General features: G+C 63.0%; 9 protein-coding genes and 1 pseudogene. All 10 read left to right on the top strand.

Annotated elements, in window-relative coordinates; translation table 11 throughout:
- Positions 1–82: 82 nt before the first annotated feature.
- The 10 genes and pseudogenes from iolC (at position 83) to DC347_RS11020 (ending at position 12,996) form a co-directional block, all read left to right on the top strand.
- A complete protein-coding gene (gene iolC, locus DC347_RS11065) occupies positions 83–1,087 on the top strand; it encodes a 5-dehydro-2-deoxygluconokinase (protein WP_109045469.1) in 1,005 nt (334 codons plus the stop codon).
- Positions 1,084–2,019, top strand: a complete 936-nt coding sequence (locus tag DC347_RS11060; RefSeq protein WP_109045468.1) for a deoxyribose-phosphate aldolase — start codon at positions 1,084–1,086, stop codon at positions 2,017–2,019. Before iolC ends, DC347_RS11060 begins: the two co-directional genes overlap by 4 nt.
- Before the next feature lie 33 nt (positions 2,020–2,052).
- On the top strand, positions 2,053–4,002 hold the full coding sequence (gene iolD, locus DC347_RS11055) for a 3D-(3,5/4)-trihydroxycyclohexane-1,2-dione acylhydrolase (decyclizing) (RefSeq protein ID WP_109045467.1): 1,950 nt from the start codon (positions 2,053–2,055) through the stop codon (positions 4,000–4,002).
- A 61-nt stretch (positions 4,003–4,063) separates the two neighbouring features.
- Positions 4,064–5,566: pseudogene (locus tag DC347_RS11050) on the top strand (CoA-acylating methylmalonate-semialdehyde dehydrogenase); the annotation flags it as partial.
- A gap of 238 nt (positions 5,567–5,804) precedes the next feature.
- Positions 5,805–6,707, top strand: coding sequence for a sugar phosphate isomerase/epimerase (locus DC347_RS11045; protein ID WP_109045466.1), 903 nt, complete (start codon positions 5,805–5,807; stop codon positions 6,705–6,707).
- Complete coding sequence (locus DC347_RS11040; protein ID WP_109045465.1) at positions 6,704–8,167, top strand: sugar porter family MFS transporter; 1,464 nt, start codon at positions 6,704–6,706, stop codon at positions 8,165–8,167. The genes DC347_RS11045 and DC347_RS11040 overlap by 4 nt, the downstream gene beginning before the upstream one ends.
- 343 nt (positions 8,168–8,510) lie before the next feature.
- Positions 8,511–9,215 (top strand): GntR family transcriptional regulator, encoded by a 705-nt coding sequence (locus tag DC347_RS11035; RefSeq protein WP_109045464.1) that lies wholly within the window; start codon positions 8,511–8,513, stop codon positions 9,213–9,215.
- 333 nt (positions 9,216–9,548) lie between these two features.
- Positions 9,549–10,448: a 5-deoxy-glucuronate isomerase gene (gene iolB / locus DC347_RS11030; protein WP_109045463.1), complete on the top strand. Its 900-nt coding sequence runs from the start codon at positions 9,549–9,551 to the stop codon at positions 10,446–10,448.
- 7 nt (positions 10,449–10,455) lie between these two features.
- On the top strand, positions 10,456–10,884 hold the full coding sequence (locus DC347_RS11025; RefSeq protein WP_109045462.1) for an acyl-CoA thioesterase: 429 nt from the start codon (positions 10,456–10,458) through the stop codon (positions 10,882–10,884).
- Positions 10,885–11,739: 855 nt separating this feature from the next.
- Positions 11,740–12,996, top strand: a complete 1,257-nt coding sequence (locus tag DC347_RS11020) for an ABC transporter substrate-binding protein (protein WP_240617767.1) — start codon at positions 11,740–11,742, stop codon at positions 12,994–12,996.
- The last annotated feature ends 20 nt before the right edge of the window (positions 12,997–13,016 follow it).

The raw sequence follows: 13,016 nt of genomic DNA, 5'->3' as shown, positions 1-13,016 counted from the left end.
CTCAGCACAAGAGCTGGGCATACCTCTTACCACCACATCTCCTCATTCCATGGTTTCCACCCCAGAAAGGTCCGCGATTGCCGTGACCCATGAGCTTCTTACGATCGGGCGCATCAGCGTTGATATCTACCCGAATGACATCGGTGTGGGCCTGGAGGACGTGTCGTCCTTCGGCAAGTACCTGGGCGGTTCACCGTCCAACGTCGCTGTTGCCGGCGCCCGCCACGGGCGTCGGACCGGCGTCATCACCCGCACTGGGGACGACCCCTTCGGCACGTATCTGCACCGGGAACTGCGCAAGTTCAACGTCGACGATTCCTTTGTAGCACCGGTCGTCGGGCTGCAGACCCCGGCGACGTTCTGCGCCATCAAGCCGGAGACCGACGAGTTCCCCCTTTACTTTTATGGCCGCTTTCCCACCGCCCCGGACCTGCAGATCAAGGCTGAAGAGCTGGACCTGGACGCCATCCGCGAGGCGCGCATTTTCTGGTCCACGGTCACCGGGCTGTCACAGGAACCGTCCCGCAGCGCCCATATCGCCGCCCATGAGGCCCGCGACAGGGACCGGCTGCGTATCGGGCAGTTCACCATCCTGGACCTGGACTACCGGCCGATGTTCTGGGCCTCCGAAGAGGAAGCCCGCGCCGAGGTAGCCAAGATCCTCCCGCACGTCACCGTTGCCATCGGCAACGACAAGGAATGTGCCGTGGCGGTTGGCGAGGGCACCCCGGACGAGCAGGCCGACCGGCTCCTGGCCGCCGGCGTGGAAATCGCCGTCGTCAAGCTCGGCCCGGAAGGCGTGATGGCCAAGACCCGCACCGAGCGCGTGGTCTCCGCCCCCGTCCCGGTCGAGACCCTGAACGGTCTGGGGGCAGGCGACTCCTTCGGCGGAGCCTTCTGCCACGGCCTGCTGTCCGGCTGGCCGCTGGCCCAGGTCCTGGACTACGCCAACGCCGCCGGTGCCATTGTCGCCTCCCGCCTGTCCTGTGCCGATGCCATGCCGACGCCGGATGAGGTCACCTCTCTGCTGGCCGAACGCGGCCGTATTGTCCCCGGCACATCCATTCCCGAAGGAGCAGCACTGTGACCCTCACACCCCTCGCCTCAAACAACGCCGTGGACGATGACCCCCGCCGCTACGAGCACCTGAGCACCATTCGGCTTCAAGATCCTTCGGCCGTTGCCCGGGCCGCTAAGTCCCGCCGCCGGCACCCCGGCCTGAAGTATGGCCAGCAGAACTTCATCGTCGCGGCAGACCACCCGGCCCGGGGCGCCCTGGCCGTCGGGGATGACCCCGCCGCCATGGCGGACCGCCGGCAGTTGCTGGATCGGCTGCAGATTGCCCTGGCCAACCCCCACGTCGATGGCGTTCTGGCCTCTCCGGACGTCATGGACGACCTGCTGCTGCTGGGCGCCCTTGAGGGCAAGCTCGTATTTGGTTCTATGAACCGCGGTGGGCTGTCCGGGCTGGTCAATGAGTTCGATGACAGGTTCACCGGCCACACCGCTGCCGCGCTGGAGGCCCTGGGTGCGGACGGCGGGAAGATGCTGACGCGGATTTGCCTGGGCGACCCGGACACCGTGGTGACCCTGGAAGCGTCTGCCAAGGCCATCGACTCGCTTGCCGAGCGGAAGCTCATCGCCATGGTGGAGCCCTTTTTGTCCAAGTGGGAAAACGGCAAGGTCAAAAATGACCTGTCAACGGATGCGGTGATCAAGTCGATCGGCATCGCTGAAGGCCTGGGGTCCACCAGCGCCTACACCTGGATGAAGCTTCCCGTGGTGGCGGAGATGGAACGCGTCATGGCCGCCACCACCATGCCCACAGTCCTGCTGGGCGGTGACCCGGCAGGTTCCCAGGATGAGGTGTTCGCCTCGTGGCAGGCGGCCCTCGCGCTGCCCGGTGTTCAAGGTCTCACGGTCGGCAGGACCCTGCTGTATCCAAAGGACGGCGACGTCGCCGGTGCTGTCGCGACAGCAGCATCTCTTCTCAACCGTCCCAACGAAGTAACGGAGTAGCCTCCCATGGGACACACCACAGGAACGCGCAGAATGACGGTGGCGCAGGCCGTCGTCGAATACCTTTCCCGGCAGTACACCGTGGACTCCGTGGGCGGTGTTGAGTACCGGGAGCGGCTCATTCCGGGGATGTTCGGGATTTTCGGGCACGGCAACGTGGCCGGCGTGGGCCAGGCCCTGAAGCAGTACCAGCAGCAGGACCCGGCCATCATGCCGTACTACCAGGGCCGGAACGAACAGGCCCAGGTCCACCAGGCCGTCGGGTACGCCCGGCACACCCGCCGCCGCCAGACCTACGCCATCAGCACCTCGATCGGCCCGGGATCCTCCAACCTGCTGACCGGTGCCGCGCTGGCCACCACCAACCGGCTGCCCGTCCTGCTGCTGCCGAGCGATACGTTCGCCACCCGCGCGGCCGACCCCGTGCTGCAGCAGCTCGAACAGCCCTACGCCTACGACCTGACGGTCAACGACGCGTTCCGGCCGCTGTCCAAGTTCTTCGACCGCGTCAACCGGCCCGAGCAGCTGTTCTCCGCGTTCCACCACGGCCTGCGGGTCCTGACCGACCCGGCCGAGACCGGCGCTGTCACGATTTCGCTGCCGCAGGACGTCCAGGCCGAAGCCTTCGACGTCCCCGCCGAGTTCCTGGCGGAGCGGGAATGGCGGATCCGCCGCCCCGACGCCGACGACGAAGACATCGCCCGCGCCGCCGCAGCCATCCGCGCCGCGAAGCGTCCGCTGATCATCGCCGGCGGCGGCGTCCTCTACGCCTACGCCAACGACGAACTCGCCAAGTTCGCCGAGCTGACCGGCATCCCGGTGGGCAACACCCAGGCCGGCGTCGGCGTCCTCCCGTGGGACCACCAGCACTCCCTGGGCGCCATCGGCTCCACGGGCACGACGGCCGCTAACGCCATCGCCGCCGAGGCGGACCTCATCATCGGCATCGGCACCCGCTACGAGGACTTCACCACAGCCTCCCGGACCGCGTTCCAGAACCCCGACGTGCGCTTCGTGAACATCAACGTCGCCCCGATCGACGCCTACAAGCACGGCACCGCGCTGCCGATCGTTGCGGACGCCCGCAAGGCGCTGGTGAAGCTGAACGCAGCCCTGGACGGTTACCGGGTCGGGGCGGACCTGGAGCAAAAGGTCGCGGCGGAGAAGAAGCGCTGGGACGCCACCGTGGACGAGGCCTTCGACACCCGGTACACCCCGCTGCCGGCCCAGAACGAGATCATCGGCGCCACCAACCGGGCCATGGACGCCCGCGACGTGGTCATCTGCGCCGCCGGGTCCCTGCCCGGTGACCTGCACAAGATGTGGCGCGTCCGGGACCCGTTCGGCTACCACGTCGAATACGCCTACTCCTGCATGGGCTACGAGATCCCCGGCGGTCTGGGCGTCAAGCGCGCAGCGATCGCCGAAGCAGCACGTACGACGGCGGCAGGCGCGTCAGGCGGACAGGTGCGGGACGTCGTCGTGATGGTGGGGGACGGCTCCTACCTCATGATGCACACCGAACTGGTCACCGCCGTCGCCGAACGCATCAAGCTGATCGTGGTCCTGATCCAGAACCACGGCTACGCCTCCATCGGCTCCCTGTCCGAATCCCTCGGCTCACAGCGGTTCGGTACCCAGTACCGGGCCCTGAATGAGGAACAGCACAGCTTCGACGACGGCGAGACCCTGCCCGTGGACCTGGCCCTTAACGCCGAGTCCCTGGGCGTGAAGGTCATCCGGATCGAACCCGGCGAGAAGGTGATCGCCGAACTCGAGCAGGCCATCCGCGACGCCAAGGCCGCCCCCGAGGGCAGCGGACCCATCCTGATCCACATCGAATCCGACCCCCTCCTGGACGCACCGTCCTCTGAGTCCTGGTGGGACGTCCCCGTCTCCCAAATCTCCGAACTGGAATCCACCAAACAGGCCTTCCAAACCTACGTCGACCACAAGAACCGCCAGCGCAAACTGCTGGGCTGAGCACACCCGCCGGGTGAGCCCGGCATAACCGTCCAAGAACCCAAGTCAAAGGAAAGACATCATGTCGACGACGACCAACGTCATCAACCACTACATCAACGGCGTCGAGACGCCGGGCACCGGAACCGGCACCAAGCCCATTTACAACCCCGCTACCGGTCAGGTCACGGCAGAGCTGCGCCTTGCAGACAAGGCCGACCTGGACAACACCGTCGCCATCGCCCGGGCCGCCGCCGACACCTGGGGTGACATCTCCCTGGCCAAGCGCACCGCCGTCCTGTTCAAGTTCCGCGAACTCGTCGCTTCCCACATCGAGGAACTGGCGCAGTTGATCACCGCCGAGCACGGCAAAGTCCTCGCCGACGCCAAGGGCGAGATTGGCCGCGGCCTGGAAGTCATCGAATACGCCTGCGGCATCCCCACCCTGCTCAAGGGCGAATACTCGGACCAGGTCTCCACCGGCATCGACGTCTTCTCCTTCCGCGAGCCCATCGGAGTCGTTGCAGGCATTACACCGTTCAACTTCCCCGTGATGGTGCCGCTGTGGATGGCGCCCATGGCCATCGCCACCGGCAACGCCTTCATCCTCAAGCCTTCCCACCGGGTGCCGTCAGCTGCCATGCTGCTGGCCAAGCTCTTCAAGGAAGCCGGCCTGCCCGACGGCGTGTTCCAGGTCCTGCACGGGGACCGGGAAGTCGTGTCCGGGCTGCTGACCCACCCGGGCGTGGACGGCATCTCCTTCGTCGGTTCCACGCCCGTCGCCAAGCACGTCCTGGAGACCGCCACCGCACACGGCAAGCGCGTCCAGGCCCTGGGCGGGGCGAAGAACCACGCCATCGTCCTGCCCGACGCCGACCTGGACAACGCTGCCGACCACCTCGCCGCCGCCGCGTTCGGCTCCGCCGGCCAGCGTTGCATGGCCATCTCCGTCGCAGTCGCCGTCGGAGACGCTGCGGATCTGCTGGTCAAGAAGGTCGAAGAACGCGCCTTGGATGTTAAGGTCAACAACGGCACGGCACCGGACGCTGAAATGGGCCCGGTTATCAGCCCGGAATCGCGAGACTTCATCGTCAAGACCATTAACGAAGCCGAAGCGGGGGGCGCCGCTATGGTCGTCGATGGCCGCGACCTGGTCATCCCGGGCCATGAAGAAGGCTTCTGGGTCGGCCCCACCGTGATTGACCACGTCAAGACCGAAATGAGCGCCTACCAGGAGGAAATCTTCGGCCCCGTCCTGGTGGTGGTACGGGTGGACAGCCTCGAAGACGGCATCAAGCTCATCAACGCCAACCCCTACGGCAACGGCACCGCCATCTTCACCTCCTCCGGCGCCGCTGCGCGGAAGTTCCAGCGTTCGGTGGACGTGGGCATGATCGGCATCAACGTACCCCTGCCCGTCCCGGTGGCGTACTACTCCTTCGGCGGCTGGAAGGCATCACTGTTCGGTGACAAGCACATCTACGGTCCCGAAGGTGTTTCCTTCTACACCCGCGGCAAGGTCATCACCTCCCGCTGGCCCGAAACCCACCACGCCTCCGGCGCCTCCTACAACTTCCCCTCCCACGCCGACGAGAGCCACAACGTCCGTCACCACGGCATTGTCGAAGGTCTCCCTGATGAACTGGCAGAAGGAGAAGACGCCGTTCCCGGCCGCGCCGATGACGACAGCGAAGGCCGTGGCCGCCGGGACTAGATCCCGGTGCGGGCTGGTTTCGTCAGCCCGCGGCAACTGTGAGGAGGCGGCGGCGTTCGCCCCGCCTCCTCACCCCGACTTCTGTCCCTACAGACCCAGTGGAGTTCCCGTGAAAATAGCGCTTGACCCTACACCGTTCCATCACAGCCACACCCTGCTTGAATTCCCCCGCCTTGCCGCTGACCTGGGGTACAAGTACCTGCAGCTCACGCCGCACAAGGACATGATCCCGTTCTTCACCCACCCCAAGGCCGACGACGACTTGGTGGCGAAGTTCCGTAAAGCATGCGCGGACGCGGACGTTGAAGTAGCCTCTGTCCTGCCCGTCCTGCGTTGGTCTGGCCCTGACGAAACAATGCGGCAGGCGGCGGTCCGGTACTGGAAACGGGCCATTCAGATCACCGTGGACCTGGGAGCGACCCAGATGAACACGGAGTTCAGCGGACGTCCCGAGCTTCCCGAAGAATCAGAAGCCGCTTTCTACAAGTCCATGGAAGAGCTACTGCCGATCTTCGAACGTGAAGGCGTGCACGTGGCCATCGACCCGCACCCGGACGATTTTGTCGAGGAAGGCCTCGCCGCTCTGCGCGTCATCCGGGGTCTCAACTCCCCCAGCGTCGGCATGACATACGTCGCCTCACACACCTTCCACATGAAGGATGACCCGCTGGCGATCATGCAGGCTGCCGGCGACAAGATCCGTGTCGTGCACGTCTCCGACACCATGAACCACCATGCCTCCCACGGCCTGCGCTACATCACCAATCCTCCGGGCAACCCGGTCCGGGTGCACCAGCACCTGAAGATCGGTGACGGCGACGTGAACTGGGACGAGTTCTTCGGTGGCCTGGGCGAGATCGGCTTCATCGACCGGGACGACACGGTCATGGTCTCCAGCGTCTTCGCGGAGGATGAGAACGCCCTTGACGTGTCCCGGTTCCAGCTCCACACTATGCAGGAGTTCGCAGCCAGCGTCTCCAGTGGAAGAGCCACGATAGGAGCCACCGCATGACGTCGAAGGCGACCTCTACCGAAGCAGCCGCAACCCGAAAGTTCATGCGCAAGATCGCCGTCTTCTCGACCTTCGGCGGGCTCCTGTTCGGCTACGACACCGGTGTCATCAATGGCGCCTTGCCGTTCATGCGGGAAGACCTGGCACTGAATGCCCTCCAGGAAGGGCTGGTGACCTCCGCTCTGCTGCTGGGTGCCGCGTTCGGCGCCATGTACACCGGCCGGCTGTCGGACCGCAATGGCCGGAAACGTACCATCCGGTGGCTCGCCGTCGCGTTCTTCCTGACCACCGCCTGTGCCGCCATCGCGCCCACCACCGAGATTCTGGTCGTTGCCAGGTTCCTCCTGGGCCTGTGCGTCGGCGGGGCGTCCGTGACCGTTCCGGTCTATCTGGCCGAGATGGCGTCCAGCAAGGACCGAGGCCGGATCGTCACCCAGAACGAGGTGATGATCGTCTCCGGCCAGCTCATCGCCTACGTTTCCAACGCCATGCTCGGAACCTTTTTCGCGGGCGACCACATCTGGCGGTGGATGGTGGCTCTGGCCACGCTTCCCGCCGTCGTCCTCTGGTTCGGCACCCTAATCCTGCCGGAATCACCCCGGTGGCTGGCCGCAGGCGGACGCAATGCCGAAGCCTTCGACGTGCTCCGCAGGGTCCGGCCGGAGCACGAACTGCAGCGTGAATTCGACGACGTCATCAAGATGGCCCGCGAGGACTACGAATCCAGCAAAGGCGGGTGGCGTGAACTCGTCGCCCACTCCTGGACGAAGCGCATCCTCATCGTGGGGCTCGGGATCGCCGTCATTCAACAGATCAGTGGCGTCAACGCGATCATGTACTACAGCACGACCATCCTGGCCGACGCCGGCTTCGGCACCACCGGGGCGCTGTGGGCGACCATCGCCAACGGTGTCGTATCCGTCGCAGCGGCATCCACCGGCATGATGCTGCTCGGGAAGGTACGCCGCCGCCCCATGCTGCTCACCGGGCTCGCGGGCACCTCCGCCTCGCTGCTCCTCATCGGCCTCGTATCGCTGGCGACCGAACCCGGGATGCTCCGCGCAATCCTTTTCCTGGCTTTGATGACCACCTTCCTGGCCTTCATGCAGGGCTCCATCGGCCCGGTCACTTGGCTCATGCTGTCCGAGATGTTCCCGCTGACCCTGCGCGGCGCCGGAATGGGTGTCTGCGTCTTCGTACTCTGGATCGTAAACTTCCTGATCGGACTGTTCTTCCCGGTCCTCGTCAGCCTGATCGGAATCTCCGGAACATTCTTCATTTTTGTGGTTCTAGGCGGCGCCGGCCTGGTCTTCCTGAAGGTCTACATGCCCGAGACAAAGGCCAAGTCCCTCGAAGAACTTGAAGAGGAGTTCAAGACCGGCGACAAGTCCGACCTCTTCAAAGAAGGCGCAGCCACGGGCCACGTTTCCACACCCGAAACACGTTCCCCAACGTCCTGACAATTGCCGCACTAAACTGCCCCGCCCGGTTTCCGTGCATCGAAAAGGTCAGTTGCGGCCGCAGCCGCGGCGGTGTTCTGCTCGCCGCCGCGGCTTCGCTCTAGCACGAGGAAACTATGACCAACCTGACCCATTACCTTTACCGACCTTCCCACGGTGAAGACGGTGCTTGCCTCGGCCGGACAGATGCTCATCATCCCGTGCAGTGGCGAGGCCAGAGACCTGTTGGAAGCGTCGCACCGCTGACCGCCCTGATGCCCGCAGGGACAACGACTTGCCCCTTCCTATCCGGTCAGGCCGACGCAGAACCGTTTTGGACTTATGGTCACGGGGCGGCTGACCAGTGAACTTCGCAGTAAGTGACACGTCGCCTGTGCCTCTGTATCACCAAGTTGCCACTGCCATCCGAACAGCGGTTGCCTCCAAGTCACTGGCAGAAGGAGCACCGGTAGGGCCTGATCATCGTCTTGCCCAGGACTTTCGGGTATCCGTGCCTACCATACGAAAAGCAATGGACCTCCTCGAAGAGGAAGGCGTCATTGTCCGAAAGCGTGGCGTTGGGACGTTCGTGGCTTCATCGTTCCGTAAGCAACCCCTTACCGTAACATTTCTTGGGAACGCTGAACTACTCGCCGAGGAGACCGCCAGACCGGTCAAAGTCGTGGCGGCCCCTTCCATGCAGAAGGCGTTTGGCTTGGGCGAAGACGCCTACATCTGGCGGGCAAGACGAAGGCAAATGTTTGAGAATCAGCCTGTGGCATTGCTGGACGACTTCTACCCGGATGAACCTTCCATGCACGATGCAGATCGACTGTTTTCTACCGACACAGCCATAGCGGCCACGAGTCCCCAAGAAAAAGTCCGACTTGTGCAGCACCAGATCACGGCCGAGGTAGCGGACCAGGCACTGTCACTGTTGCTCGAGGTTCCTCAAAAGACTCCCATGCTGGTCAAGGCCTGCACCGCCTTCGCATGGAACGACAAACCCATACGCTTCTCGAAACATGTTTTCCTCGCCAGCGCATATTTGTGCCAAGCAACGTTCTGAAGCGGCGGGTCACCGTTTCCCGAATCTGCATTTGATGAACGGGCGGCGCGCACGTGTCTGCTGGCGACGGACCTGAAGCCCGTCATGACTGTTCTGCCGCATGGACAGTTTTTGGCTGCAAGTCCTGCCGAAGCCGACCCAAATCTGTACGGCGGCTCCGACGAGACCTTGACCCGGTGTCGTTTCAGCAGCTTCTACGGCAGCCCGCGGCCCCCTCGTTTCCAACCTGGCCGTCAATGAACACAGACCTACCCTGCGATAGCTCCCCTGACGGCCAGCCTTCCAAAGCTTTGAAATGACACTCATACAGCGATAATCCAAGGAGCCAACTCCATGACCAACTGGGTCTACCCCCTGGGCACCGCCACAGACGGCAAATGGGACGTCTCGATCGGAACCTCCGATTCCTCCCTCACCGTGGACGGCTGGGCCCATACCGGACTTAAGGTAGCCAGCCTCGCTGCGGGCGCCACCGTCGAACTTCCCGCCGCGGACGAGGAACGCATTGTGGTTCCCCTCAACGGGTCCTTTACCGTGACCGTGGACAGCACGGACTACCCGCTTGCGGGACGCGCTTCGGTATTCTCCGGCCCTTCCGACGTCCTCTACTCGGGCGCCGGGCGTGCCGTGCGCATCAGTTCGGCCGACGGCGGACGCGGGGCCGTGGCAACCGCGCCCGCCAAGGCTTCGTACCCCACCCGCCTGGTGTCCGCCGCGGAAACCCCGGTGGAACTGCGCGGGGCCGGCAACTGCTCACGCCAGGTCCACAACTTCGGCACTCCGGCCGCCCTGGAAGCAGACCGATTTATCGTCTGCGAAGTCCTCACGCCCGCCGGGAACTGGTCCTCCTACCCTCCGCACAAGCACGACGAGGAGAAGGACGGCGAGACCTCCCTCGAGGAGATCTACTACTTCGAGACCCAGGTGGCAGCTGCGTCCGGCGCGCCAGCCGACGCGGATGCCATCGGCTACCAACGCGTCTATGCCTCCGACGAGCGGCCCATCGACGTCGCGGCTGAGGTGCGCACCGGAGACGTCGTCCTGGTCCCCTACGGCTGGCACGGCCCGGCCATGGCAGCACCGGGTTACGACCTCTACTACCTGAACGTAATGGCGGGCCCAGGACCGGTGCGCGAGTGGTTGATCAGCGACGACCGCCACCACGGTTGGGTCCGGCAAACCTGGGAAAACCAGGACATCGACCCCAGGCTGCCCTTTGTACATGGCAAATGATCGACGCATGAACACCTCCAACATCACCTTCAGAACCCGAAAATGGGTTCGCCCAGAAGACCTGAACGCTAACGGCACCCTATTCGGTGGGAGCCTGTTGAAATGGATCGATGAGGAGGCGGCAATCTACGCCATCCTTCAATTGGGCAACGGTCGAGCCGTTACCAAATACATTTCGGAGATTAACTTTGTCAGTTCCGCCCGGCAGGGAGACCTCTTGGAAATGGGGCTGACGGCCACGCGTTTCGGTCGAACTTCCTTAACCATGCGGGCCGAAGTCCGTAACATGATCACACGTCGGAGCATCCTCACGATCGAAGAAATAGTGTTCGTGAATCTAGGCACTTCAGGTCGACCTGAGCCCCACGGCTACACCTCCATCACCTACGACCGAGACAGAGTCCCAAGGCATCAGCCCACACAAACCGACGTATAGGTCCGAGGCCGCCCGAGACCAGTGCAATCACCTGATCCAAACGTCACTTCGTGCAAATGTGGAGCACACTCCAACCTGACGTCGTGGGGGCCTGATCAGGGAGGATTCGGCTTGTCTACCGACTGTCGTCTTGTCTCAGGACGCCCGTTGAGTCGAAAGGAGTCTCAGCGCGGCCCCTGTGGCAGACGCGGCCTTATCAAATCCGCTTTTTCGGGCTACTCGACGATTCTCGAGCTATAGATTCCGATTCCACGACTCTGCCATTGTCAGCATGAGATCTGAGAGCGTCGCGGGCCACTGTCGGTAAAACAGAGTTCCTCGTTATTCTGACGCCGAGTAAGGTCTTGACAGTAGTCATCACAAGAGCAGTGAGTCCCGTCGCCATTTTCGTCGCACCTCTTCCTCTGTCTGGCAGCAGGCCTGAGGTTCATCATTTCGGTGTTCTGTTGTCTATGGATTGCTGTTGTCCTTGGCTCACATGTCGCGGCCGCAAATAGAGACCGTATCGACCATCTGATCGCCCTGGTCGGGTCCTCGCGGCACACCTAGGACATATCGCCCCCGGCCAAAGATGCGAGGGTGATCAGGATCCGTGCATCGCGCCTCATCACCAACGCGGGGGCCGCGAATCTGCACGTTCAAAGTTCTCCTTGACATCACCTTCGTGCGCCCCTACATTTGTTGCAACCGATCTCAGCAACCGATCTCACTGCTAATCGTATAAATGCAACCGATCTCAAAGGAGAGACTCGATGATTCAGTGGCTTCTCCCACCCATCGGCGGCCCTCGCTTAGTAGGCGTCGAGTGAGCACGGCATGCTCCCGCATCAGCAACCCAGTTCACAGGAGAAATTCATGATCAAAAAGCGATGGGGCCTGGCGCTCTTCACAGCCGTCGTAGCCAGCCTTGCCCTCAGCGGCTGCGCCCCTTCAACTCCGCAGTCTGAGGGCCCGGTGACGCTTAACTACTGGGACTTCCTCGATCCCAGCCAGAACAACCCGCGCTCAAAGGCCCTAAAGGAAAACGTTGCCAATTTCGAGGCGGCAAACCCTAACATCAAGATCAATCTTTCCGTCGTGTCACTAGGCGATATGTTGAACAGGCTGCCTCAAGCCGCGGCAGCAGGCCAGGCCCCCGATGTCTTCAAGATGTACACTCCCGTCGTTCCTCAAATGGCCGCTGCCGGCGTCTACTCACCGCTTCCTGATGCTGCCTCCAAGGTGACTGACTGGCTGCGCCCAACCAACGCTCTTGCCGGTCCTGACGGCAAGCAGGTGGCCGTGCCCTATGAGTACCGGACCTGTGCCCTCTACTACAACCAAAAGATTCTTTCTCAAATCGGCGCGACCGTTCCTACCACTTACGACCAGGTAGTCGACGTTGCACGAAAAGCGGCCACTGCTGGTTTCACCGGCTTCGGAACGGGCTTCTCGGACAGTGACAATTCAGCCATCATCGGCACCTTCTTCGACTGCTTCATGACACAGGTTGGCCAAGAGCTGTGGAACAAGGATGGGCAGGCAGATTTCGCGACTTCAAAGGGAGAGGACTTTGGCAACTTCCTTACCAAGCTCAGGGACGCAAAAGCCCTTGGCAGCAACGTCGTTTCGGATACTTACGGCACCGTAGCTGACGGAATGGCAAGCGGCACGGTCGCGATGGCGGTCATGGGCACGGAACGGGCCGTCTCCTATGCCTCACAGAATCCGGACCTTAAGTGGACCGCGTTGCCGAAAGCAAACACGGGCGACACGACAGGCACCACCATTGGATGGACCTTGGGCATAGGCAACGGCAGCAAACACGCCGAGGCGGCCTGGAAGTTTATCGAGTACATGACCGGGCCTGAAGCCGGCGCGAAAATGGCCACCGGAGGCGAGGTACCCACGCGTGCCGGCACCTACCAGCAGCCGTTCTTCTCCTCGCCTGAGTCCAAAACTGTGAATGACATCGCCGCTTACGTCAAGAGCAATAGCAAACCACGCACCTACTCCAGCAACTGGACTTCCCTCGCCAGAGGGCTTTCCCAGAGCGGGCAGAAACTGATCCTCAACGGCTCGTCGGGGAGCGATTTTATCCGTTCCGCGCAGGATGCTGCCAACAAGAAGTAGCAGCCCGATAGCAGGGGATC

Origin of the sequence: Pseudarthrobacter sp. AG30, from assembly GCF_003116525.1 — a bacterium.
In the GTDB taxonomy this organism is placed as follows: Bacteria; Actinomycetota; Actinomycetes; order Actinomycetales; family Micrococcaceae; genus Arthrobacter.
Note: the sequence above shows the minus strand (reverse complement) of the source record. Positions and strands in the feature narration are given on the sequence as shown.